This is a genomic window from Streptomyces panaciradicis (assembly GCF_023516615.1).
GTDB lineage: Bacteria > Actinomycetota > Actinomycetes > Streptomycetales > Streptomycetaceae > Streptomyces > Streptomyces panaciradicis.
In genome coordinates, this window is record NZ_JAMGBF010000004.1 from 27230 (window position 1) to 52260 (window position 25031).

Here is a 25031-nt window from a genome sequence, read left to right on the forward strand (position 1 = left end):
GACCCTAGGCACGGGACGCCCCCGTCCCGCAACCGCATTGCGCTCAGCGCAGGCTGCGTACGTCGAGATGGCGCAGCACCCGGTCCACGACCTCCGGATCTGCCCCCGGCTCGTTCCGCGCCGCCAGCACCTCGTGCCGGGCGGCGCTCAGCAGCTCGCCCTGGATCCGCCGCATCCGCTTCAGCCGCCGCACCCGCAGCTCGTGCGCCTCGCGCCGCTCCTCCTCCCCCAGGTCAGGGCTGATCCGCACCCCGATCTCGAAGGCCCGCCGCAGCATCTGCTCGGACAGCTCCTCCGGCAGCTCCTCGACCTCCTCGATCTCCCGCAGCCGGCGCTTGGCCGCCTTGGCCGCCCGCACGGCGAGCTCCCGCTCGAACTTCTTCTCGCGCTCGGTGTCGGACTGCACGCCGAGCTTCTTCACGAGCCAGGGCAGGGTCAGTCCCTGCAGCACCAGCGTGCCCATGATCACGCCGAAGGCGATGAAGATGATCTCGTCCCGGTCGGGGAAGGCCGACCCGGCGTCCGTCTTCAGCGGGATCGCCAGGGCCAGGGCGACCGAGGCCACGCCCCGCATGCCGGACCACCACATGACGACGGTCTCCCGCCAGCCCGTCGGGATGTCCTCGTCGTGGTCCCGCTTGGCGTGCAGCCGCTGGGTCAGCCAGGTCGCCGGCAGCAGGTACACCAGGCGGACCAGGACGACCACGCCGAGGATCAACGCCGACCAGGCCAGCAGCTCGCCCCACCGCCCGGACGCCGTCCGGATGGCGTTGTGCAGCTCCAGGCCGATCAGCCCGAAGGCGACGCCGGTGACGAGCGTGTCGACGATGTCCCAGAAGGTGTGCCCGGCGAGCCGTGTCATCACGTCGTCGGGGTCGGTGGCGTACTCCGCGAGGAACAGCGCGGTGGTCAGCACGGCGAGCACACCGGAGCCGTGCAGCTCCTCGGCCAGGACGTACGAGGCGTACGGCACCAGCAGCGTCAGGCCGACCTGCAGGGTCGCGTCGCCCAGCAGGTCGAGGAGCCGGTTGGCGCCCCAGCCCAGGGCGACGCCCACCGCGACCGCGACCACGGCGGACAGCACGAGGTCGAGCGCCGCCCGCGCCGCGTGGAACTCCCCGCTGACGGCGGCGGCCACCGCCACGTGGTACAGCACGATCGCCGTCACGTCGTTGAACAGGCCCTCGCCCTCCAGGATGGACACCAGCCGGCGCGGCAGCCCGAGCTGGCCCGCGACCGCCGTGGCGGCGACCGGGTCGGGCGGCGCGACCAGGGCGCCGAGGGCGACGGCGGCGGCGACGGGCAGCCCCGGCACGACGGCGTGCGCGACCGCGGCCACGCACACGGTGGTGACGAAGACCAGCGCCACCGCCAGCAGGAAGATCGGCCTGATGTTCGCCGCGAACTGCCGCCACGAGGTCCGCCGCACGGCCGCGTACAGCAGCGGGGGCAGCAGCAGGGGCAGGATCAGATCCGGCGGGACATTGACGTCGGGCACGAAGTCGGCGACGGCGAGGACGATCCCGAGGAGGGTCATCAGGACCGGCGCGGGCAGCCCGAACCGGTCCCCCACCGGCACGCTCAGTACGGCCCCGAGCAACAGCACGAACAGCAGGGCCAACTGATCCACGGTCAGCGCTCCGGAAGATCGACGTCCGACGGGCAGACCTCCAGCCTGCCACGACGCCGACCCGACCTGCGCTTTCGGCCCCCTGCTACAGAGCGCGCCGCATCGCCCGGTGCGCGATGCCCGCCTCCAGGTACTCCGGCCCGTACGCCTCGTACCCGAGCCGCTCGTAGAACCCCAGGGCGTGCGTCTGGGCGTGCAGATCCACGGCCGTCAGCCCCCGCGCGCGGGCCGCGTCCTCGATGGCCCGGACCAGCGCGACGCCGATTCCCAGACCCCGCGCCTCCCGGGCGACCGCGAGCCGCCCGAGCGACCCCACGGACAAGTCGCCGCCGACCTTGGCCGTGGCCGCCTCCCCGTGCAGCAGCCGCCCGGTGCCGAGCGTGAACCCGTCCTCCCGCACGGCCAGCACATGCACGGCCACGGCGTCGTACGCGTCGTACTCGATGTCCTCGGGCACGCCCTGCTCGCCGACGAAGACCTCCTTGCGGACGGCGAAGCAGGCCTCCAGGTCGGCGGGGTCCTCGGCGACGCGCACCTCGTACGCGGGCGTGCCGCTCATCCGTAGGTCTCCTCGCGGACCTGGTCCAGCGCCTTCTGCAGGTCGGCCGGGTAGTCGCTGGAGAACTCCACCCACTGCCCGTCGCCGGGGTGCTCGAAGCCGAGGCGGACGGCGTGCAGCCACTGCCGGGTCAGGTGCAGCCGCTTCGCCAGGGTCGGGTCGGCGCCGTACGTGAGGTCGCCGACGCAGGGGTGGCGGTGGGCGGCCATGTGGACCCGGATCTGGTGGGTGCGGCCGGTCTCCAGCTTCACGTCGAGCAGGGAGGCGGAGCGGAACGCCTCGATGAGGTCGTAGTGCGTCACGGAGGGCTTGCCCTCGGCCGTGACCGCCCACTTGTAGTCGTGCTGGGGGTGACGGCCGATGGGCGCGTCGATGGTGCCGCTGGTCGGGTCCGGGTGGCCCTGCACGAGCGTGTGGTAGCGCTTGTCGACCGTGCGCTCCTTGAACTGGCGCTTGAGCGAGGTGTACGCGTACTCGGACTTGGCGACGACCATCAGGCCGGAGGTGCCGACGTCGAGGCGGTGCACGATGCCCTGGCGCTCGGCGGCGCCGGAGGTGGAGATGCGGTAGCCGGCCGCGGCGAGGCCCCCGATGACCGTCGGCCCGGTCCAGCCCGGCGACGGGTGCGCGGCCACGCCCACCGGCTTGACGATCACCACCACGTCGTCGTCGTCGTGCACGATCTCCATGCCCTCGACGGGCTCCGCGACGACCTGCACGGGCGCGGGCGCCTGCGGCATCTCGACCTCGAGCCAGGCGCCGCCGTGCACCCGCTCCGACTTCCCGACCACCGATCCGTCGACCATGACCTTCCCCGCCGCGGCGAGCTCGGCCGCCTTCGTGCGGGAGAAGCCGAACATGCGGGAGATGGCGGCGTCGACGCGCTCGCCCTCCAGGCCGTCGGGCACGGGCAGGGTTCGGATCTCGGGAATCGTGCTCACCCGTCGAGTATGCCGGACACCGCCGGCCGCCCCGACCGGGCCTGTGGAAAACCGGGGCTCAGTCCTTGTGGACGGTGCCGTCCGGGTCGAGGCCCCGGAAGGACAGGAGCACGATCAGCACACCGCCGCAGACGATCGCCGAGTCGGCCAGGTTGAAGACGGCGAAGCCCTTGGGCGCGATGAAGTCGACGACCGCGCCCTCGAAGATGCCCGGCGAGCGGAAGATCCGGTCGGTGAGGTTGCCCAGCGCACCGCCCAGCAGCAGGCCGAGCGCGATCGCCCAGGGCAGGCTGTAGAGCTTGCGGGCGAGGCGGACGATCACCACGATCACCGCCGCCGCGATCACCGTGAAGATCACGGTGAAGGCCTCCCCGAAACCGAAGGCCGCGCCCGCGTTGCGGATCGCCTCCAGCTTCAGCCAGTCCCCGACGACCTCGATCGGGGCGTGATGCTCCAGCTTGGCGACCACGAGCAGCTTGCTGCCGAGGTCGAGGAGGTAGGCGAAGGCGGCGACCGCGAACAGCACGGCGATCCTGCGCCTGCCCTCGGGGCGCGCGACCGTGTCCTGCCGCGATGCGGACCCCGCCGCCTCTGGGGTATCCGGCGTACCGATGATGCGCTCCGCCTCTGCCACGTGAGTCCCTCGACCTAGGTACCTGACTGAGGACGAGGGTACGACACGCGCGTGTGAGCACTCAGTACCGGCGTTCCTGCTTCTGCTTGCACTCCACGCACAGGGTGGCCCGCGGGAAGGCCTGCATGCGGGCCTTGCCGATCGGGTTGCCGCAGTTCTCGCACAGGCCGTACGTGCCCGCGTCCAGCCGCTGCAGGGCGTGCTCGGTCTGCGTGAGCATCTCGCGCGCGTTGGCGGCGAGCGCCATCTCGTGCTCGCGCGTGATGTTCTTCGTGCCGGTGTCCGCCTGGTCGTCGCCGGCGCCGTCCCCGGAGTCCCGCATCAGGCCCTGCAGGGCGGCCTCGGAGGAGGAGATCTCGTCGCTCAGCCGCTGCTGCTCGGACTGCAGCTCGGCGCGCGCCTCCTCGACCTCCTCCGTCGTCCAGGGGTCCTCTCCGGGGCGTACCGCCAGCTCGCCCGGCTCCACCGCCGCGGCGAGGCGTGCCTTGGGTACGGCGCTCTTCGCCGCCGTGGCCGTGCCAGGAGTCTTCTTCGCAACCACTGTCGTGGCTCCCGTCTGCTCCGCGGCCTGCGCCGCGCCCGCCTTCTTGGCCGTGCTCTCGTTCTTCTCGCCCGCGCTCGCGGGGGCGACCGCCTTCCCGGCGCCCCCTCCCGCACGCGCCGCCGTCTTCTTGGCGGCACGCTTGCGTGGAGCGGCCTCCTCGGCGGCGCCCTTCCCGGCCGCCTTCCCGGCCACCGCTTTCGCCGCCGTCTCCTTCTTCGGCGCGGCCTTCTTGGCCACCGTCTTCTTCCCGGCGGCCTTCTTACCCACCCCCGACCTTCCGGCACCCGCCTCACCGGCCGCCGCCTTACCGACGGCCGCCGTCTTGGCCCCCGCTTCAGCGGCCCCCGCCGTACCGGCCGCCGCCTTCGCAGCTCCCGCCGTCCGGGCAGCACCCGCCGTCTTCGCAGCTCCTGCAGCCTTTGCGGCACCGGCCGTCTTCGCAGCTCCCGTCGCCTTCGCGGCACCCGTCGCCTTCCCCGCGGCCCGCTTGCTCGTGGGCTTCGCCTCGGGCGCCGGCTCGGTCTCCGGAGGCGGCCCGGAGCCCTTCGCCGCGGCGGCGCCCCGCACCCTCTTCACCGGCTCCGCGCTCTGCTCCGCCTTCGCCGCCCCGCCCGCGCGCCCGCCGGCCCCGCCCCGCGCGCTCTTCTTCCCGCTCACATCCTTGGCCGCACCGCCCGGGGCCTGTGTGGACCTGCCGGGCGCCGAATGCTGTACGGCGGTCTTCTTCGCCACCATGGCCGCGGCCCCTTCACATATTGTGATCTTGCACGCGAATCGTGCTGGGACGATAAATCGACTTGAGTCCCGCGGCAACGGGGCACACCGCCCGATTCGCCCGGCTCGCGCATGCCGCTCCGCGAGCCTGCATCCGTTGTGCCCACCTCCTCGCGGCATAATCCGCCGGACCGTGCGTCCCGGAATGCGAACACGCGTACCGCTCCATTCGGGTCATCTCCGCTCCCCCGGCACCCCTGTCACCGGAGCTCCGAAAACCGGTCGGCCGCTGTCCGCGCGGCGCCGTACACTGGGCGGAGCGAAAAGCGTGGATGGGGACGAGTAGCGGCGTACGCAGCCCAGAGCGACCCGGGGACGGTGGAAGCCCGGGGGCGAGCGCGACGTGAAGATCACCCCGGAGCCGCCGGAAGAAAGCCGCAGCCGCGGCCGTAGAACCGGCATCGCGACCCCAATGAGGGGGCTCATCGGCGCACACCCCGCGCCGGCGGGCCAAGGAGGGTGGTACCGCGGGAGCGCGCCGAAACCGGCGTAGGGAAGCATTCGGCTCTCGTCCCTCCGGACGGAAGGCAGCAAGTCCGCCGGAGGAAGCTCGCTGATGACAACGCCGACGTACCGCCAGGTGCCCGCCCAGGTCGACCTGCCCGCCCTCGAGCACGCCGTGCTCGACTTCTGGCGCGAGCAGAAGATCTTCGCCAAGACCCTGGAGCAGTCCGAGGGCCGCCCCGAGTGGGTGTTCTACGAGGGCCCGCCCACCGCCAACGGCATGCCCGGCGCCCACCACATCGAGGCCCGCGTCTTCAAGGACGTCTTCCCCCGCTTCCGCACCATGCGCGGCCACCACGTGGCCCGCAAGGCCGGCTGGGACTGCCACGGCCTGCCCGTGGAGCTCGCGGTCGAGAAGGAGCTGGGCTTCAGCGGCAAGCCGGATATCGAGAAGTACGGCATCGCCGAGTTCAACGCCAAGTGCCGCGAGTCGGTGACCCGCCACACCGACGCCTTCACCGAGCTGACGACCCGCATGGGCTACTGGGTCGACCTGGACGACGCCTACCGCACGATGGACCCCGAGTACATCGAATCGGTCTGGTGGTCGCTGAAGACGATCTTCGACAAGGGCCTGCTGGTGCAGGACCACCGCGTCGCCCCCTGGTGCCCGCGCTGCGGCACCGGCCTGTCGGACCACGAGCTGGCGCAGGGCTACGAGACGGTCGTCGACCCGTCCGTGTACGTCCGTTTCCCGCTCACCTCCGGTCCGCTCGCCGGCGAGGCCGCGCTCCTGGTGTGGACGACGACCCCCTGGACCCTGGTGTCCAACACGGCCGTCGCCGCCCACCCCGACGTCACCTACGTCGTCGCCACGAACGGCGAGGAGAAGCTCGTCGTCGCCGAGCCGCTCGTCGAGAAGGCCCTCGGCGAGGGCTGGGAGACGACCGGCCGGTCCTTCACCGGCGCCGAGATGGAGCGCTGGACGTATCAACGTCCGTTCGAGCTCGTGGAGTTCCCGGAGCCGGCGCACTACGTGGTCAACGCGGAGTACGTCACGACCGAGGACGGCACGGGTCTGGTCCACCAGTCCCCCGCCTTCGGTGAGGACGACCTCAAGGTCTGCCGCGCCTACGGCCTGCCCGTGGTGAACCCGGTCCGCCCGGACGGCACCTTCGAGGAGGACGTCCCGCTCGTCGGCGGCGTCTTCTTCAAGAAGGCGGACGAAAAGCTCACCGAGGACCTCCAGCAGCGCGGCCTCCTCTTCAAGCACATCCCGTACGAGCACAGCTACCCGCACTGCTGGCGCTGCCACACCGCGCTCCTCTACTACGCGCAGCCGTCCTGGTACATCCGCACCACGGCCATCAAGGACCGGCTCCTTCAGGAGAACGAGAACACCAACTGGTTCCCGGACACCGTCAAGCACGGCCGGTACGGCGACTGGCTGAACAACAACATCGACTGGGCCCTGTCCCGCAACCGCTACTGGGGCACCCCGCTGCCGATCTGGCGCTGCGAGGACGAGCACCTCACGGTCGTCGGCTCCCGCGCCGAGCTCACCGAGCTGACCGGCACCGACCAGTCCGAACTGGACCCGCACCGCCCGTACATCGACGACGTCACCTTCGCCTGCCCCACGTGCGAGAAGACGGCCACGCGCGTGCCCGAGGTCATCGACGCCTGGTACGACTCGGGCTCCATGCCGTTCGCGCAGTGGGGCTACCCGTACAAGAACAAGGAGCTGTTCGAGAGCCGCTACCCGGCGCAGTTCATCTCCGAGGCCATCGACCAGACCCGCGGGTGGTTCTACACCCTCATGGCCGTCGGCACGCTGGTCTTCGACAAGTCGTCGTACGAGAACGTCGTCTGCCTCGGTCACATCCTGGCCGAGGACGGCCGCAAGATGTCCAAGCACCTGGGCAACATCCTGCAGCCGATCCCGCTGATGGACCAGCACGGCGCAGACGCCGTGCGCTGGTTCATGGCGGCGGGCGGCTCACCGTGGACCGCGCGGCGTGTGGGCCACGGCACGATCCAGGAGGTCGTCCGCAAGACGCTCCTCACCTACTGGAACACGGTCGCCTTCCAGGCCCTGTACGCCCGCACCTCCGACTGGGCGCCCAGCGAGGCGGACCCGGCCCCGGCCGACCGCCCCGTCCTGGACCGCTGGCTGCTGTCCGAACTGCACGCGCTGACCGACCAAGTAACCCAGGCTCTGGAGTCCTACGACACCCAGCGCGCCGGCAAGCTCCTGTCGGCGTTCGTCGACGACCTGTCCAACTGGTACGTCCGCCGCTCGCGCCGCCGCTTCTGGCAGGGCGACAAGGCGGCGCTGCGCACCCTGCACGAGGTCGTCGAGACGGTCACCAAGCTCATGGCCCCGCTGACGCCGTTCATCACCGAGCGGGTCTGGCAGGACCTGGTCGTGCCGGTGACCCCGGGCGCGCCGGAGTCCGTGCACCTGGCCTCCTGGCCCGAGGCGGACCTGACGGCGATCGACCCCGAGCTGTCGAAGCAGATGCTGCTGGTCCGGCGGCTGGTCGAGCTCGGCCGCGCCACGCGCGCGGAGTCGGGCGTGAAGACGCGCCAGCCGCTGTCGCGGGCACTGGTCGCGGCGGCCGGGTTCGAGTCCCTCGACACCGAGCTGCACGCCCAGATCACCGAGGAGCTGAACGTCTCCTCGCTGGCGTCGCTGTCCGAGGTCGGCGGTTCGCTGGTGGACACCACCGCGAAGGCCAACTTCCGGGCGCTGGGCAAGCGGTTCGGCAAGCGGGTGCAGGACGTGGCCAAGGCCGTCGCGAACGCGGACGCGGCCGCGCTGTCGCTGGCCCTGCGCGAGGGCACGGCGTCGGTGGAGGTCGACGGGGAGACGATCTCGCTCGCCCCCGACGAGGTGATCATCACCGAGACCCCGCGCGAGGGCTGGTCGGTGGCGTCCGACTCCGGTGCGACCGTGGCCCTCGACCTGGAGATCACCGAGGAGCTGCGGCAGGCGGGTCTGGCCCGTGACGCGATCCGGCTGATCCAGGAGGCCCGGAAGAACAGCGGGCTGGACGTGGCCGACCGGATCGCCCTGCGCTGGACGTCCACGGACCCCGCGGTCGTCGCGGCGCTGAGCGAGCACACGGGTCTGATCGCCGACGAGGTCCTGGCCACGGACTTCGGGCAGGGTGAGGCGGACGACACGTACGGCTCCGCCTTCACCGACGAGGGGCTGTCCCTGACGTTCCGCCTCCGGAAGGTGTGATCCTCGCCGACGGCGGCTGAAGGGGCGCGGGGAACCGTTCAATCGGTTCCCCGCGCCCCTTCCGTTCGGCAGAGTCAACCCGCGTAAAAGGGGCGAGCCCCGGACCGGAGTCCGGGGCTCGCCCCTTTTGAACGCTGCCGACGCCTACGGCGTACTACTCACCGTGCCGCGGCCGTCAGTTGTCGTCCTCGTCGATCAGGAAGCCGCGCATCGGCGACGGCGCCTGGCCCATCGGGGACGGGCCCTGCGGGCGGACCGGAGCCATCGGCTGGGTCATCGCCGGGGACATCTGCTGCTGGCCGCCGTAGGACGGGGCAGCGGGGCTCGGCGCACCGCCCATGCTCTGGTTGCCGCCGTAGGACGGGGCGCTCGCGCCGGCCGGTGCCATGGAGGGCGCCGGGGACGGCGGGAGGGAGGCCGTGGCCGGGGTGCGCGGCGGGGCGAGGGAGTCGTCGGCCTGGGTCTCCAGCTGACGCAGCTGCGACTCCAGGTACGACTTCAGACGCGTGCGGTACTCGCGCTCGAAGCCGCGCAGGTCCTCGACCTTGCGCTCCAGCGTGGCGCGGGCGGACTCCAGGGAGCCCATCGCGACGCGGTGCTTCTCCTGCGCGTCCCGCTCCAGCGCGTCGGCCTTGGCACGGGCGTCACGCTCGAGACCCTCGGCACGCGAACGCGCCTCGCCGACGATCTTGTTGGCCTCGGAACGGGCCTCGGCGATCGCCTGGTCGGCGGTCTGCTGGGCCAGCGACAGGACACGGGCGGCGCTGTCGCCACCGGGGCCCTGACCGGGGCCGCCCATCGGACCGCCCATGGGGCCGCCCATCGGGCCACCCATCTGCTGCTGCATGGGGGGCTGGCCCATGGGGCCGCCCATCTGGCCCTGGCCCATCTGGCCCTGGCCCATGGGGCCCTGACCCATCGGCCCCTGCCCCATCGGGCCGGGACCCTGCGGGCCGCCCTGTCCGCCGGGACCGGCGGGCAGCTGCGGCGCACCGCTCGGCAGCTGGGGCGGACCACCCATGGGGCCACCCATCTGCTGCTGCGGCGGGCCCGATATGCCGGCCGGCACCGGGGCGCCCGGGCCTCGCATGCCCTGCTGGGGCATACCGCCCTGCTGAGGCATTCCGCCCTGCTGGGGCATGCCGCCCTGCTGCTGGTCCTGCGGACCGCCGGGACCCTCCGGGGGCTTGCGCATGTTCTGCTGGTTCTGGGCAGCAGCACGCGTCGCCGCGGCCAGTTTGGCGCGCAGGTCCTCGTTCTCGCGGAGCAGGCGGGTCAGTTCGGCTTCGACCTCGTCGAGGAAGGCATCGACCTCGTCCTCGTCATAGCCTTCTCGGAGGCGGACGGTCGTGAACTGCTTGTTCCGCACGTCCTCGGGGGTCAACGGCATCTCTTCACCTCAACGTAGTCGTCGGCATTCGGCAAGACGGTAGGTCACATCGGTCACAGCCGGCTCACGATCGAGATCAGGATGTAGACGATGATCATCAGTACGAAGAAGGACAGGTCGAGCGCCACGCCCCCGAGGCGCAGCGGCGGGATGAACCGCCGCAGAAGCTTGAGCGGTGGGTCGGTGACAGTGTAGGTGGCCTCCAGAACGACCACCATCGCCTTGCCGGGCTGCCATGAGCGGGCGAACTGGAAGACGTAGTCCATGACCAACCGGAAGATGAGCACGATCAGGAAGCACATCAGCGCGATGTAAATGACCTGCAGGACCACGCTCATTGCTGGTGCTTCCCTCTCCCCTGTTTCCGTGCTGCCGGGTACTGCTCGTACTGCTGTTTCCGGTCGTGCGTCTCAGCTCTGGTTGAAGAACCCGCCCTCTGCGATACGGGCCTTGTCCTCCGCCGTGACATCGACGTTAGCAGGCGACAACAGGAACACCTTCTGCGTCACCCGCTCGATGCTGCCGTGAAGACCAAACACCAAACCGGCCGCAAAGTCGACAAGTCGCTTCGCGTCTGTGTCATCCATCTCAGTCAGATTCATGATCACCGGGGTGCCCTCACGGAAGTGTTCCCCGATGGTACGGGCCTCGTTGTAGGTCCGCGGGTGAAGCGTGGTGATCCGGTAAGGCTCTCGTTCGGACACGACCTTGGGCATGATCACCGGTGCGTTCTTCTCCAGGCTTGCGCGTTCTTGTGTGATGGACGCCACGGGCGCGATGCGCGCCGGACGGCCGGATTCCGCGGGTAGCGAAGCGGAACGGGCGACCGGTTCGCGCGGCACGGAGGGCTGCACGATTCGCACCTCTTCGTCCCTTTGGGACTGATGTGCGGCGTGAGACTGGTGCGACGGCTCGTGCCGTCGGTGGTCCCGCTCCGGTTCGGGGTCGAGTTCGGGCTCGAAGTCGTCATCGGGGTCGAATCCCCTGCCGTCGTACCCATCGTCCTCCACGAGGCCGAGGTAGACCGCCATCTTGCGCATCGCGCCGGCCATGCTCTGAGTCCTCCGCTCTGTGGTGGATCGACTGACGACTGCCAAGTGCCCGCGATCCACGAGGCCGTTGTGCCCGCCTTTCGGCGGCATTGACCATATTTTCTGCTGTGGTCCGACTTCCTGGCGACGTTACCCGAGCCGTGCGCGGACTCCGAGTACCGCGGTGCCGACGCGTACATGTGTCGCTCCGGCCGCCACGGCCTGTTCGAGGTCCGCACTCATCCCTGCCGAGACCATGTTCGCAGCCGGATGGGCCCGGCGCAGGTCGGTCGACAAATCCATCAACCGCTCGAACGCCGCCTGTTCGCGTCCCGCGTAGGGTCCGGTCAGCGGCGCGACGGTCATCAGACCCGCCAGCCGCAGCCCGGGCGCCCCCGCCACGAGATCGCCCAACTCTTCGATTCCGCCCGGTCCCACACCCCCGCGCTCCCCGCGCCCGCTCTCCCCCGCGTCGAGGGCGACCTGGATCAGGCAGCCCAGTTCGCGCTCCTGCCGCTCCGCCTCCCGGGACAGTGCGGTCACCAGCCGGGCGCGGTCGACGGACTGCACCATATCGGCATAACCGACCACGGATCGAACCTTGTTGGTCTGCAACTGCCCAACAAAGTGCCAAGTCAACGGCAGATCCGAGCAGGCGGCCGCCTTGGGGGCGGCGTCCTGGTCCCGGTTCTCGGCGACGTGCCGCACACCGAGCTCCGCCAGGATCCGCACATCGCTCGCCGGGTAGGTCTTGGTGACCACGATCAGGGTCACCTCGTCCCGCGCCCGGCCAGCGGCCGCACAGGCGTCGGCGATGCGACGCTCCACCTTCGCCAGGTTCGCGGCGAGTTCGTCCTTACGGTCCGTCATGTCCCTCAGTCCAGCCAGACATATCCCGCGAGTCGCCCCGTGGTGCGGTCGCGTCGGTACGAGAAGTGATCGGCCGACTCCCGCGTGCACGCCGGGGACTGCCACCGGTCGCGTACCCCGAGCCGGTCGAGCTGCGCGTGCACTCCGGCGGTCACGTCGACGGCGGGCGTGCCCCAGCTCGTCTCGGCGTACGCCGCCGGCTCGACCGCGGCCACCTCGGCGCGCATCTGCTCGGGCACCTCGTAGCACCGGCCGCACACGGCGGGGCCGGTGCGGGCGACGATCCGGGCGGGGTCGGCGCCGAGTTCGGTCATCGCGCGTAGCGCGGCCGGGACGACGCCGGCGACCATGCCGGGCCGGCCCGCGTGCGCCGCAGCGACGACCCCGGCGACCGGGTCGGCGAGCAGGACGGGCGTGCAGTCGGCGGTGAGGACGGCGAGGGCGAGTCCGCGGCGCGTGGTGACGATCGCGTCGACCTCGGGCACGGGGTTGTCGCCCCACGGTCCGTCGACCACGGCCACGTCTGCTCCGTGCACCTGGTTCATCCAGACCACGTTCGCCGGGTCGAGGCCGAGGGACCCCGCCGCCCGCTGCCGGTTGGTGCGGACGGCGTCGGGGTCGTCGCCGACCGCTCCGCCGAGGTTGAGCTCCTCGTACGGAACGGCGCTCACCCCGCCCCACCGGTCGGTGAAGGCGAAGTGCGCGCCGCTCACGGTGTCGCGCTGCTTTGTCACGTCAGAAGGATCACTTGAGGAAGTCCGGTACGTCCAGCTCCTCGGCGGCGCTGTCGGTGTACGACCGCGACGGCGGGACCGGCGGGGCGACCGGGAGGTCGGCGACCGGCTCGGGGGCGGGCTCCGGGTCCTCCTTCGGCGTGACGCTGCCGAGCGAGCCGAAGCTCGGGCGGGACTCGGGCTGCCGTACCGGAGTGGGCTCCTCGCGGCGGGCGGAGGACGAGGACGAGCCCATGACGGTCTCCCGGCGGGCCGGCGGCTGGCCGCCGTCGAAGCCGGCCGCGATCACGGTGACCCGGACCTCGTCGCCGAGCGCGTCGTCGATGACCGCGCCGAAGATGATGTTGGCCTCGGGGTGGGCGGCCTCGCTCACCAGCTGGGCGGCCTCGTTGATCTCGAACAGGCCGAGGTCGCTTCCGCCGGAGATGGAGAGCAGCACACCGCGGGCGCCGTCGATGGACGCCTCCAGCAGCGGCGAGGAGATGGCCATCTCGGCCGCGGCCACCGCGCGGTCGTCGCCGCGGGCCGAGCCGATGCCCATGAGGGCCGAACCGGCCTCGGACATGACCGACTTGACGTCGGCGAAGTCGAGGTTGATGAGGCCGGGGGTGGTGATGAGGTCGGTGATGCCCTGGACACCGGAGAGCAGGACCTGGTCGGCCGACTTGAAGGCGTCGAGCACCGAGACCTGGCGGTCCGAGATGGACAGCAGCCGGTCGTTCGGGATGACGATGAGGGTGTCGACCTCTTCGCGGAGTTCGGCGATGCCGTCCTCTGCCTGGTTGGCCCGGCGCCGTCCCTCGAAGGTGAACGGGCGGGTGACCACGCCGATGGTGAGGGCGCCCAGGGAGCGGGCGATGTTGGCGACGACGGGCGCGCCGCCGGTGCCGGTGCCGCCGCCTTCACCGGCGGTCACGAAGACCATGTCGGCCCCCTTGAGGACCTCCTCGATCTCCTCGCGGTGGTCCTCGGCGGCCTTGCGGCCGACGGCCGGGTTGGCTCCGGCGCCGAGTCCGCGGGTGAGTTCGCGGCCGACGTCGAGCTTGACGTCGGCGTCGCTCATCAACAGCGCCTGCGCGTCGGTGTTGATGGCGATGAACTCGACGCCCTTGAGACCGACCTCGATCATCCGGTTGATGGCATTGACACCACCGCCGCCGACACCGATGACTTTGATGACTGCGAGGTAGTTCTGCGGTGCTGCCACGTCGAAGGCCTCTCGCCTCGAGTTACGTGTCGCCGTTTCGCGGGTGAGTGCGATCCGACGACTGATGCCGATTGGGACGGTCCGTAGCGCCGACCCGAACCCTAACGTTGAAGTTTAGGGTTACCAGTGTGACTGTTCGCTGGAGTCTTCCGAACAGGACACTAAGTCGACAAGTGGCGCACGTTCAACGAACACGCCGAACCTCCCGTTTTTCTTTTCACCCTATGTGATCAGCCATAGCGCTGCCCAACCAGGGTGCTGGCCTGCGCGGATGTGCGTCAACTCCCCGATGACGCCGGGGCGGTGGGAACGGAGACGTCGAAGTGCCGCGCATCCGGAGCCGCTTTCATGAGAGCGGTGAGCGTACGGGCCTTCAGGGCGCCCCTCTCGGAACTCCCCCACGCCACGGTCCGGCCCCCGCTCAACAGCAGCAGGATGTCGTCGTAGGAACGCACTTCGACGGTCGCGGTCTCGCGTGCCACGGCCGCCGGAACGGCGTCGGCGACGCGCACCGCCTCGCGCACCAGACGGGCCTCGCCGAAGCGCCGCAGGCTCGCGGCGGCGGAACCCCGGGAGAGCCTCAATTCCAGTGCCGGCACGCTTTTCGGAGCCTGGGAAACCGTGGCGAAACGGACACCTTCATCGTCCACTTCGACGAACTTTCCGCCCTTTTGAACAATGAGAACCGGAGTGCGCTCAACCACTTTCAGGCCGATTCCGTGGGGCCAGGAACGGACCACGTCGACCGTGTGGATTCGGGGCAGTTTCGCGCGCAGCCTCGTCTCGATCTCGCCGGTGTCGACGGAGATCAGCGGCGCCCCGACGGGGACGTCGGCGGCCTCGCGCACCTGCGCGGGCGTCAGGACCTGAGTTCCCGAGACGGACACGCGCTCCACGCGGGTCCACGAGGAGCCGTACAACACCCAGACGGTGCCCGCGCCGAGAAGAACCAGCGCCACGGCGAGAATGATGATCGTACGAACGCGTGGCGGCTTCAGTCGCCTCAACCGCCGGGCGAGGGGCGGGCCGGACGACTCCTGCTGACGTTCACCACGCTCGGCGGTGGTCGGTCCGGCCACGCTCCCTGCCCTTCGCTCATGCGGTCCTAGTGCTGTGCACGGTGGGCGGCGATCGCCTCGTACACCATGCCGACGAGCAGGTCGTCGGCGTCCCGGCGGCCGAACTCGGCGGCGGCGCGGGACATCTCGTACAGCCGGTGCGGGTCGGCGAGCACGGGCAGGACGTTCGCCCGCACCCAGTCGGGTGTCAGCTCCGCGTCGTCGACCAGCAGTCCGCCGCCGGCCTTGACCACCGGCTGGGCGTTCAGCCGCTGTTCGCCGTTGCCGATGGGCAGCGGGACGTAGGCGGCCGGCAGCCCGACGGCGGAGAGTTCGGCGACGGTCATCGCGCCCGCGCGGCAGAGCATCATGTCGGCAGCGGCGTACGCGAGGTCCATCCGGTCCAGGTAACTTACCGGGATGTAGGGGGGCATCCCCGGCATCTGCTGCACCTGCGGCAGTTCGTTCTTCGGGCCGACCGCGTGCAGGATCTGGATGCCGGCCTGCTGCAGCCACGGCGCGACCTGCTGCACGACCTCGTTGAGGCGGCGGGCGCCCTGCGAGCCGCCGGAGACCAGCAGCGTGGGCAGGTTGGGGTCGAGGCCGAACATGTGCCGGGCCTCGGGCCGGGCCGCCGCCCGGTCCAGGGTGGCGATGGTGTGGCGCAGCGGGATCCCGATGTAGCGGGAGTTGCGCAGCTTGCTGTCCGGGGTGGCGACGGCCACCTGGGCGGCGTACCGGGACCCGATCTTGTTGGCCAGGCCGGGGCGGGCGTTGGCCTCGTGGATCACGATCGGCACGCCGAGGCGCTTGGCGGCGAGGTAGCCGGGCAGCGCGACGTAGCCGCCGAAGCCGACCACGGCGTCCGCCTTGGTGCGCTCCAGGATCTGCTCGGTCGCCTTGATCGTGCCGCGCAGCCGGCCCGGAACGGTGATCAGCTCGGGGGTGGGCTTGCGCGGCAGGGGTACGGCGGGGATCAGCGCCAGCTCGTAGCCCCGCTGCGGTACGAGCTTGGTCTCCAGGCCGCGCTCCGTGCCCAGGGCCGTGATCCCCACGGTCGGGTCCTGCCTGCGCAGGGCGTCCGCGAGGGCGAGCGCGGGCTCGATGTGGCCGGCGGTCCCCCCACCGGCGAGTACGACATGCACCGAAATTCACCGCTCTCCGGACGAACGCGCCGCCGAGGCACGCCGTCGCATCGTGTTCCATCTCCGAGGCCCCCGGTCCCGCACGGCGCCTCCCGCCCGCTTTCTACCAAAGCGGGGTTGCCGCAAGGAAAGCGCCGCCCGCGCAGCGGGCTCGTCACGCGCGAACGCGATCAGCAGCCCGATGGCGAACATGGTCGGCAGCAGGGCGGATCCTCCGTAGGAGAACAGCGGGAGGGGGACTCCGGCGATCGGCAGCAGACCGAGCACCGCACCGATGTTGATCACCGCCTGCGCGATGATCCAGGTGGTCACGCCTCCCGCGGCATACCTGACGAAGGGGTCCTCCGTGCGTCCGGCCACGCGGATACCCGCATAGCCTAGAGCCGCGAAGAGGGCGAGTACCGACAGCGTCCCCGCCAGGCCCAGTTCCTCACCGGTGACGGCGAAGATGAAGTCCGTGTGCGCCTCGGGGAGTTGTCCCCATTTCTCCACACTCGCACCGAGCCCGGAACCGAAGATTCCGCCGGATGCGAGCGCGTAGATCCCGTGCACGGCCTGCCAGCAGTCGGCGACCCCGGACTTGGGCTCCGTGGCGCCGATGCAGGCCAGACGGGCCATGCGGTTGGGGCTGGTCTTGATCAGGATCACACCGAGGGTGGCGGCGACCGACAGCACGCCGACGAAGAGGCGGGTGGGCGCCCCGGCCAGCCACAGCAGGCCGAACAGGATCGCGGTGAGGATGATCGCCGTGCCCATGTCGCCGCCGAGCATGATCAGGCCGAGCAGCAGGAAGGCGACCGGCACGAGCGGCACCAGCATGTGCTTCCACTGGTTGAGCAGGTTCTTGTCCTGCTTGCGGGCCAGCAGGTCGGCGCTCCACAGGACCAGGGCGAGCTTGCCGAACTCGCTGGGCTGGATCTGGAAGGAGCCGCCGAGCGAGATCCAGTTCTGGTTGCCGTTGACCGACATCCCTATCCCCGGCACCTGCACCAGGGCCATCAGGAAGACGGCGCCCGCGAGGATCGGATAGGCCAGCGCGCGGTGCAGTTTGACCGGCATCCGGGAGGCGATCAGCAGCAGGACGCCGCCGATGACGGCCGCGAGGAGCTGCTTGCGGAAGAAGTAGGAGCCCGGCAGGGACATCTGCAGCGCGGTGATCTGGGAGGCCGAGTAGACCATCACCAGACCGAGCACGGTGATCAGGAAACTGCCGCCGGCGATCAGGTAGTAGGCGGTCAGCGGCCGGTCCCAGGCGCGCTTGGCGTTGAGGTACGCGCGCAGCACCGGGTTGTCGCGGGGCGGCCGGGGACCGGCGGGGCGTCGGACGGCCCGTTGAACGGGCGGCCGTCCGGTACGGCTACTGGGCATCAGACGCCTCCGCTACGTCGGTCAGGCGCCGAGTTCGCGAACCGCCTCCGCGAACGCGTCACCGCGCTTGTTGTAGTTGGCGAACATGTCCATCGAGGCACAGGCGGGGGCCAGCAGCACCGTGTCGCCTTCGGCCGCGAGCCGCTTCGCCTCCTGGACAGCCGCGAGCATCGCCCCAGTGTCGGTCCGGTCGAGGTCGACGACGGGTACTTCCGGCGCGTGTCGCGCGAGCGCTTCGCGGATGAGAGCGCGGTCCGCGCCGATGAGCACGGCGCCGCGAAGTCGCTTTGCCGACTTGGCGACCAGCTCGTCGAAGGTCGCGCCCTTGGCGAGCCCGCCCGCGATCCACACGATGGACTCGTAGGCCGCCAACGAGGCTTCCGCGGCGTGCGTGTTGGTGGCCTTGGAGTCGTCGACGTAGGCGACCCCGTCGACGTCGGCCACGTGCGCGATGCGGTGCGCGTCCGGCGTGAAGTTCCGCAGGCCGTCGCGTACGGCCTTGGCGGGCACCCCGAAGGCGCGCGCGAGGGCCGCCGCCGCAAGGGCGTTGGCGATGTTGTGCGGGGCCGGCGGGTTCACGTCCGAGACCTCGGCGAGCTCCTGGGCGTTCTTGTGCCGGTTCTCCACGAAGGCGCGGTCGACCAGGATGCCTTCGACGACGCCGAGTTGGGAGGGTCCCGGGGTGCCGAGGGTGAAGCCGATCGCCCGGCAGCCCTCCTCGACGTCGGCCTCGCGGACCAGGTCCTCGGTGGCCTTGTCGGCGGCGTTGTAGACGCAGGCGACCCGATTGCCCTCGTAGATACGGCCCTTGTCGCGCGCGTACGCCTCCATCGAGCCGTGCCAGTCGAGGTGGTCGGGGGCGAGGTTGAGCACCGCCGCCGAATGGGCCCGCAGGGACGGCGCCCAGTGCAGCTGGTAGCTCGACAACTCCACGGCCAGGACGTCGTAGTGCTCCTCGCCGAGCACCGCGTCCAGCAGCGAGACGCCGATGTTGCCGACGGCGGCCGTGCGCAGGCCCGCCGCCTTCAGGATCGACGCCAGCATCTGCACGGTGGTGGTCTTGCCGTTGGTGCCGGTGACGGCGAGCCAGGGGGCCGCGTCGGGGCCCCTGAGCCGCCAGGCGAGTTCGACGTCGCCCCAGATCTCCACGCCGGCCGCGCGGGCCGCCTCGAACAGCGGCTTGTCCGGCTTCCAGCCGGGCGCGGTGACGACGAGTTCGGTGCCCTCGGGCAGGGTCGCGCCGTCGCCGAGGCGCACGGTGACGCCCAGCGCCTCCAGTTCGGCGGCCTGTTCCCGCGCGCGGGAGTCGTCGCCGTCGTTGACGACCGTGACGATCGCGCCGCGCGCGTGCAGCACCTTGGCCGCCGGGATGCCGGAGACGCCGAGCCCGGCGACGGTGACGTGCTTGCCCTGGAACTCCGAGGATCCTTCAGGCACCGAGGAGGTCACTTGTCCGCTGCCCATCCCGCGTAGAAGAGGCCCAGTCCGACGATGACGCAGATGCCCTGGATGATCCAGAAGCGGACCACGACCAGGACCTCGGACCAGCCCTTGAGTTCGAAGTGGTGCTGCAGGGGCGCCATGCGGAAGACGCGCTTGCCGGTGAGCCGGAAGGAGCCGACCTGGATGACGACCGACATGGTGATGAGGACGAACAGGCCGCCCATGATGGCCACCAGCAGCTCCGTGCGGGAGCAGATGGCGAGGCCGGTCAGGACACCGCCGAGCGCCAGCGAACCGGTGTCGCCCATGAAGATCTTGGCCGGCGAGGTGTTCCACCACAGGAAGCCGAGGCAGGCGCCCATCAGCGCGGAGGCGATGACCGCGAGGTCCAGCGGGTCGCGCACCTCGTAGCAGGCGCCGGGGTTGGTGAGGGTCTGCGCGTTGGCGCAGGACTCCTGGAACTGCCAGACGCCGATGAAGGTGTAGGCGCCGAAGACGAGCACGGAGGCGCCGGTGGCCAGGCCGTCCAGACCGTCCGTCAGGTTCACGCCGTTCGACATCGCGAGGATCATGAACAGCGCCCAGACCACGAACAGCACCGGGCCGATGGTCCAGCCGAAGTCCGTGATGAACGACAGCTTGGTGGAGGCCGGGGTGTTGCCGCGGGCGTCGGAGAACTGCAGCGCGAGCACCGCGAAGCTGATGCCGACGATGAGCTGACCGGCCATCTTCGCCTTGGCCCGCAGGCCGAGCGAACGCCGCTTGACGATCTTGATGTAGTCGTCCAGGAAGCCGACCAGGCCCATGCCGCACATCAGGCCGAGCACCAACAGGCCGGAGTAGGTGGGCGGCTGACCGGTGATCACCTTGGACAGGAAGTACGCGGCGACGGTGGCCAGGATGAAGGCGATACCGCCCATCGTCGGCGTACCGCGCTTGCTGGCGTGCTCGCGCGGGCCGTCGTCACGGATGTACTGGCCGTAGCCCTTGCGCGCCAGCAGCTTGATCAGCAGCGGGGTGCCGACCAGCGTCAGAAACAGACCGATGACGCCCGAGAACAGGATCTGCTTCATCATCGGGCATCAGCCCCACCCGCGGCACCGGTCTCGAGCAGCGCCTGCGCCACGCTCTCGAGCCCCACCGACCGGGACGCCTTCACGAGCACGACGTCCCCCGGGCGCAACTCGCTGCGCAACAGGTCGATCGCCGCCTGTGCGTCGGACACGTGCACCGACTCCTCACCCCACGAACCCTCGTTATATGCGCCCAGTTGCAGCCAGGACGCTTCCCTGCCCCCGACCGCGACGAGCTTGCCGACATTGAGCCGGACGGCGAGCCGTCCGACCGCGTCGTGCTCGGCGAGCGCCTCGTCCCCGAGCTCGGCCATCTTGCCGAGCACCGCCCAGGTCCGGCGTCCCTTGCCCATGGCCACGAGCGCGCGCAGGGCGGCTCGCGTGGACTCGGGGTTCGCGTTGTAGGCGTCGTTGACGATGGTCACGCCGTCCGGTCGCTCGGTGACCTCCATACGCCAGCGGGAGAGGGAGTCCGCCTCGGAGAGCGCGGTGGCGATCTCTTCCGCGGACATGCCCAGCTCATGGGCGACGGCGGCCGCGGCGAGCGCGTTCGACACGTGGTGCTCACCGTACAGGCGCATGGTCACGTCGCTTGCACCGGAGGGTGTGTGGAGCCTGAACGCGGGCTGTCCCGTGTCCGTGAGTCGCACGTTCTCGGCCCGTACGTCCGCTTCGTCGCTCTCACCGAAGAGGACCACCCTGGCCTTCGTGCGGGACGCCATGGCCCGTACGAAGGGGTCGTCCGCGTTGAGGATCGCGGCGCCGTCCTCCGGCAGGGCCTCCACGAGTTCGCCCTTGGCCTGCGCGATCTGCTCCCGTCCGCCGAACTCCCCGATGTGGGCGCTGCCGACGTTGAGCACGAGGCCGATCCGCGGCGGGGTCAGCTCGGTGAGGTAGCGGATGTGGCCGATGCCGCGGGCGCCCATCTCCAGCACGAGGAACTTCGTCTCCTCGGTGGCGGACAGGGCGGTCAGCGGCAGGCCGATCTCGTTGTTGAGCGAGCCGGGCGTGAACACCGTCGGCGCCTTGCGCCGCAGGACCTGGGCGATCAGGTCCTTGGTGCTGGTCTTGCCCGCCGAGCCGGTGAGGGCCACGAGGGTCGCGCCGAGCCGTCGTACGACGTGCCGCGCGAGGGCGCCGAGGGCGCTCTGGACGTCGTCGACGACGATCGCGGGGACGCCGACGGGCCGGGACGCGAGGACCGCGACCGCGCCCGCCTCCACGACCTGCCGGGCGTAGTCGTGGCCGTCGACGCGTTCGCCGACGAAGGCGACGAACAGGCTGCCGGGCTCCACCTGGCGGGAGTCCCGGACGACCGGAGCGGTGACCTGGACGGACGGATCCGGTATGTCGTGCGTCTGCCCGCCGACGACTTCTGCGATCTCGGCGAGAGAGAGGGCGATCACAAGTTCATCCCTGGGTCTGCTGGATGGCTTCTCGAAGCACCTGGCGGTCGTCGAAGGGACGGACCACACCGGCGATGTCCTGGCCCTGCTCGTGGCCCTTGCCCGCGACGAGCACGGTGTCACCGGGCTGCGCGCGGGCGACGGCTGCGGCGATCGCGGCGGCCCGGTCCTCGAAGACCTGCACCTCACCGCGTTCGTGTGCTGGTACGGACGCGGCGCCCTCGAGCATGGTTGCAAGGATGGCGAGGGGGTCCTCGGAGCGGGGGTTGTCGGAGGTCAGTACGGCGGTGTCGGCGAGGCGCGCCGCGGCGGCGCCCATCGGCGCCCGCTTGGTTCTGTCGCGGTCGCCGCCGCAGCCGAGCACGACGTGCAGCCTGCCCTCGGTGACCTTGCGCAGGGCGCGCAGGACCGACTCGACGGCGTCCGTCTTGTGGGCGTAGTCGACGACCGCGAGATACGGCTGCCCGGCGTCCACGCGCTCCAGCCGGCCCGGCACGCCCGGCACGGCGGCGACGCCGTCGGCGGCGGCCTGCGGGTCGAGGCCGGCCGCGGCGAGGGCGGCGATCGCGGCGAGGGTGTTGGCCACGTTGAACCCGCCCGGCAGGGGCGAGGTGGCCTCGATCCGCTCGCCCTCGGGGCCGACGACGGTGAACGTCGAGTCCATCGGGCCGATCCGGACGTCCTCGGCCCGCCAGTCGGCGTCCGGGTGGCCCTCGGCGGAGTAGGTGACGACCGGGACGGTGGCCTCCCTGGTCAGCCGGCGGCCGTACTCGTCGTCGACGTTGACCACGCCGAGCCTGCTGCGGCGCGGCGTGAACAGCTGCGCCTTGGCCCGGAAGTAGTCCTCCATGTCGGAGTGGAACTCCATGTGTTCCGGGCTGAGGTTGGTGAACACGCCGATGTCGAAGACGCAGCCGTCGACCCGGCCGAGGACCAGCGCGTGGCTGGAGACCTCCATGGCCACCGCCTCGACCCCGCGCTCGCGCATCACGGCGAACAGGGCCTGCAGGTCGGTGGCTTCGGGGGTGGTGCGCTCGGACTTGATGCGCTCGTCGCCGATGCGCATCTCGACCGTGCCGATCAGGCCGGTGTTGTTCTTGGTCTTCAGACCGCCCTCGACGAGGTAGGCGGTGGTGGTCTTGCCGGAGGTGCCGGTGATGCCGATCTGGAGCAGGTCCCGGCCCGGGTGGCCGTAGATCGTCGCCGCCAGCTCGCCCATCAGGGCCCGCGGGTCGTCGACGACCAGGACCGGCAGGCCCGTGGCGGCGGCGCGCTCGGCTCCGGTGGGGTCCGTGAGCACCGCGACCGCACCGAGGCCCGCGGCCTGGGTCACGAAGTCGGCGCCGTGCAGGCGGGCGCCCGGCAGGGCGGCGTACAGGTCGCCGGGGCGGACGGCACGCGAGTCGTGGGTGATGCCCGTGACCTCGGCGGTGCTCTGCGGCGCGGCGGCACCCAGCTGATCGGCGAGCTCCGTCAGTGGTGTGGCGGAGACCTGAACCGGTCGTGGCGGCCCCGGGTATGTCACGGAAACGCCCTTCTGGGTGGTTTGGGACTGATCAGCGTGTGGCACGGCGGTGAGCGTACCGGGCGTACCCGCCTGCGGGCGAAGCGAGGGGCGGGGGGTGTCCGGCTTGCCGGAGTCGGGAGTGATCATGGTCACGGAGCGTTCCTGACTGGTTGCGCTGATCAGGGAGTGAAGGTGACGGGCAGGCGCGCGGGCTGGGCGCCCGTGGGCGGGACCTGGAGGGTCTTCAGTGCGAACTCCATCACCTCCTTGAAGATGGGGCCGCAGATCTGGCCGCCGAAGTAGTTGCCCTTGGTGGCGTTCTGGATGGCGCAGTACACGGTCACGCGCGGGTTGTCCGCGGGGGCGAAGCCGGCGAACGAGGACGTGTATCCGCGGTACTTGCCGGTGGCCGGATCCACGCGGTTGGCCGTACCCGTCTTGCCCGCCACCCGGTAGCCGGGGATGCGCGCCTTGGCGCCCGTTCCCTCCTGGTCGTCCACGACCGACTCCAGCATCTGGGCGAGCGTCTTCGCCGTCTTCGCGCTCACGACCCTTGTCTTCCGGGGCTTGGCGGCCGGCACGAACCGTCCGTCGGGTCCCTTCGTGCCGCGTACGAGGGTGGGGGCGACGCGGACGCCGCCGTTGGCGATCGTCGAGTAGACCGACGCCGCCTGGAGCGCGTTGAGCGACATGCCCTGGCCGAAAGGAATCGTGTACTGCTGCGAGGTCGACCACGTGGCGGGCGGGGCGAGGATGCCCTTGGTCTCGCCGGGGAAGTCCAGTCCGCTGTAGCTGCCGAGGCCGAAGCCGCGCAGGTATTTGTAGAGGACCTTGTTGGCCTCGGCCTGCGTCCTGCCGAGCTGGCCGGTGGCCAGGATGGTGCCGATGTTGCTGGACTTGGCGAGGACGCCGTTGAGCGTGAGGTCCCAGGTCTTGTGGTCGATGTCGTCCTTGAAGAGCCGGTCGCCGCGGTGCAGCCGGTTGGGCACGACGACGTGCGTCAGCGGCGTGGCCACGTTCTCCTGCAGCACGGCGGCCATCGACATGATCTTGGCGGTGGAACCGGGCTCGTAGGCGTCCTCGACGGCCCAGTTGTGCAGGGCGTTCGGGTTCGCCTTGGACAGGTCGTTGGGGTCGAAGCCGGGCGAGTTGGCCATCGCGAGGATCTCGCCGGTGCGGGTGTCCTGCACTATCACGTAGCCGCGGTCCGCCCCGGACTTCTTCACCTGCTCGCTGATGGCGCTCTGGGCGGCCCACTGGATGTCGCGGTCGATGGTGAGCTCGACGTCGCTGCCGGGCACGGCGGGGGTCTCCGTGGAGCCCGCGGTGGGCACCAGCCGCCCGCCGGACTGGGCGTAGCGGATCTTGCCGTCCTTGCCGGACAGCTCCTTGTTGAGCTCCTGCTCGATGCCGCCGCCGCCCTTGCCGTCGGCGTTGACCCAGCCCAGTATCCCGGCGGCGAGGGCACCGTTGGGGTAGACCCGCTTGCTGCTGGGGGTGGAGAAGACGCCGGCCAGGACGTCGGCGGTGTCCGACTTCTTCGCCAGAGCGGCCTTCAGGTCCTTGATCTGCGTCCACACCTGCGGCGTCTGCCGCTGGGCGAGCAGGGTGTAGCGCAGCGCCTTGTTCTTCGGCCGGAGTTTCTTGACCAGGGCTTCCTGGTCCAGGCCGAGGATGGGCGCGAGCAGCGCGGCCGCCTGCTCGGGCCCGTCGTCGATCTTCAGCTGCTCGCGGGTGAACATCGTGGGGTCGGCGGTGATGTCGTAGGCGTCCACGCTGGTCGCGAGTGCCACGCCGGCGCGGTCGGTGATGCCGCCGCGCTCGGCGGGCAGGACCTGGCCGACGTAGCGGTTCTGGTCGGCCATGGCGGCGTAGGTGCTCGCGTCCACAGCCTGGACCTGCAACAGCCGTACGACGAAGGCGATCAGGACCAGGGCGAGCGCCAGGCCGACCATGCGCAGCCGGGGGCGCGGGCTGCCCAGGCGCAGCGGTTTCGGGGCGGCCGGGCGGGCCGGTGCGGGGC

20 protein-coding genes are annotated in these 25031 nt (G+C 70.8%); 1 reads left to right on the top strand and 19 read right to left on the bottom strand.

What is annotated here, in order from left to right:
• Nucleotides 1-43: 43 nt before the first annotated feature.
• From M8J74_RS02230 to M8J74_RS02250, 5 genes are all read right to left on the bottom strand, one after another.
• Nucleotides 44-1630: a Na+/H+ antiporter gene (locus M8J74_RS02230; RefSeq protein ID WP_249834776.1), complete on the bottom strand. Its 1587-nt coding sequence runs from the start codon at nucleotides 1628-1630 to the stop codon at nucleotides 44-46.
• A gap of 85 nt (nucleotides 1631-1715) precedes the next feature.
• Entirely contained in the window at nucleotides 1716-2189 is a 474-nt protein-coding gene (locus M8J74_RS02235; protein WP_249834777.1) for a GNAT family N-acetyltransferase, read from the bottom strand.
• A complete protein-coding gene (locus tag M8J74_RS02240; protein ID WP_058925852.1) occupies nucleotides 2186-3130 on the bottom strand; it encodes an RluA family pseudouridine synthase in 945 nt (314 codons plus the stop codon). Before M8J74_RS02240 ends, M8J74_RS02235 begins: the two co-directional genes overlap by 4 nt.
• 58 nt (nucleotides 3131-3188) lie before the next feature.
• A complete protein-coding gene (lspA, locus tag M8J74_RS02245) occupies nucleotides 3189-3764 on the bottom strand; it encodes a signal peptidase II (protein WP_249834778.1) in 576 nt (191 codons plus the stop codon).
• Between the two features lie 61 nt (nucleotides 3765-3825).
• On the bottom strand, nucleotides 3826-5043 hold the full coding sequence (locus M8J74_RS02250; RefSeq protein WP_249834779.1) for a TraR/DksA family transcriptional regulator: 1218 nt from the start codon (nucleotides 5041-5043) through the stop codon (nucleotides 3826-3828).
• 595 nt (nucleotides 5044-5638) lie between these two features.
• Here M8J74_RS02250 and ileS point away from each other — a divergent pair.
• Nucleotides 5639-8776, top strand: coding sequence for an isoleucine--tRNA ligase (ileS, locus tag M8J74_RS02255; RefSeq protein ID WP_249834780.1), 3138 nt, complete (start codon nucleotides 5639-5641; stop codon nucleotides 8774-8776).
• A 175-nt stretch (nucleotides 8777-8951) separates the two neighbouring features.
• Here ileS and M8J74_RS02260 read toward each other — a convergent pair whose 3' ends face one another.
• From M8J74_RS02260 to M8J74_RS02325, 14 genes are all read right to left on the bottom strand, one after another.
• Entirely contained in the window at nucleotides 8952-10166 is a 1215-nt protein-coding gene (locus M8J74_RS02260; RefSeq protein WP_249834781.1) for a DivIVA domain-containing protein, read from the bottom strand.
• 53 nt (nucleotides 10167-10219) lie between these two features.
• Nucleotides 10220-10504 carry a YggT family protein gene (locus tag M8J74_RS02265; RefSeq protein WP_058925847.1) on the bottom strand — a complete coding sequence of 95 codons (285 nt, stop codon included), beginning with the start codon at nucleotides 10502-10504 and terminating at the stop codon, nucleotides 10220-10222.
• 72 nt (nucleotides 10505-10576) lie between these two features.
• Nucleotides 10577-11218 carry a cell division protein SepF gene (locus tag M8J74_RS02270; RefSeq protein ID WP_058925846.1) on the bottom strand — a complete coding sequence of 214 codons (642 nt, stop codon included), beginning with the start codon at nucleotides 11216-11218 and terminating at the stop codon, nucleotides 10577-10579.
• Nucleotides 11219-11347: 129 nt separating this feature from the next.
• On the bottom strand, nucleotides 11348-12067 hold the full coding sequence (locus M8J74_RS02275; RefSeq protein ID WP_249834782.1) for a YggS family pyridoxal phosphate-dependent enzyme: 720 nt from the start codon (nucleotides 12065-12067) through the stop codon (nucleotides 11348-11350).
• A gap of 5 nt (nucleotides 12068-12072) precedes the next feature.
• On the bottom strand, nucleotides 12073-12801 hold the full coding sequence (pgeF, locus tag M8J74_RS02280; protein ID WP_249834783.1) for a peptidoglycan editing factor PgeF: 729 nt from the start codon (nucleotides 12799-12801) through the stop codon (nucleotides 12073-12075).
• Nucleotides 12802-12811: 10 nt separating this feature from the next.
• On the bottom strand, nucleotides 12812-14008 hold the full coding sequence (gene ftsZ, locus M8J74_RS02285) for a cell division protein FtsZ (protein ID WP_058925844.1): 1197 nt from the start codon (nucleotides 14006-14008) through the stop codon (nucleotides 12812-12814).
• 278 nt (nucleotides 14009-14286) lie between these two features.
• Nucleotides 14287-15087: a cell division protein FtsQ/DivIB gene (locus M8J74_RS02290; protein WP_249834784.1), complete on the bottom strand. Its 801-nt coding sequence runs from the start codon at nucleotides 15085-15087 to the stop codon at nucleotides 14287-14289.
• A 26-nt stretch (nucleotides 15088-15113) separates the two neighbouring features.
• Complete coding sequence (murG, locus tag M8J74_RS02295; protein WP_058925842.1) at nucleotides 15114-16211, bottom strand: undecaprenyldiphospho-muramoylpentapeptide beta-N-acetylglucosaminyltransferase; 1098 nt, start codon at nucleotides 16209-16211, stop codon at nucleotides 15114-15116.
• A gap of 6 nt (nucleotides 16212-16217) precedes the next feature.
• Entirely contained in the window at nucleotides 16218-17579 is a 1362-nt protein-coding gene (gene ftsW / locus M8J74_RS02300; protein WP_249834785.1) for a putative lipid II flippase FtsW, read from the bottom strand.
• A gap of 21 nt (nucleotides 17580-17600) precedes the next feature.
• Nucleotides 17601-19043: a UDP-N-acetylmuramoyl-L-alanine--D-glutamate ligase gene (murD, locus tag M8J74_RS02305; RefSeq protein WP_249834786.1), complete on the bottom strand. Its 1443-nt coding sequence runs from the start codon at nucleotides 19041-19043 to the stop codon at nucleotides 17601-17603.
• A complete protein-coding gene (mraY, locus tag M8J74_RS02310; protein ID WP_174267309.1) occupies nucleotides 19025-20098 on the bottom strand; it encodes a phospho-N-acetylmuramoyl-pentapeptide-transferase in 1074 nt (357 codons plus the stop codon). Before mraY ends, murD begins: the two co-directional genes overlap by 19 nt.
• A complete protein-coding gene (locus M8J74_RS02315; RefSeq protein WP_249834787.1) occupies nucleotides 20095-21501 on the bottom strand; it encodes a UDP-N-acetylmuramoyl-tripeptide--D-alanyl-D-alanine ligase in 1407 nt (468 codons plus the stop codon). The genes mraY and M8J74_RS02315 overlap by 4 nt, the downstream gene beginning before the upstream one ends.
• A 4-nt stretch (nucleotides 21502-21505) precedes the next feature.
• The gene (locus M8J74_RS02320) at nucleotides 21506-23026 is read right to left on the bottom strand and encodes a UDP-N-acetylmuramoyl-L-alanyl-D-glutamate--2,6-diaminopimelate ligase (protein ID WP_249834788.1); all 1521 of its coding nucleotides are present in this window, start codon (nucleotides 23024-23026) and stop codon (nucleotides 21506-21508) included.
• A 161-nt stretch (nucleotides 23027-23187) separates the two neighbouring features.
• The coding region (locus tag M8J74_RS02325) for a peptidoglycan D,D-transpeptidase FtsI family protein (RefSeq protein WP_249834789.1) at nucleotides 23188-25031 on the bottom strand (1844 nt) is incomplete at its 5' end.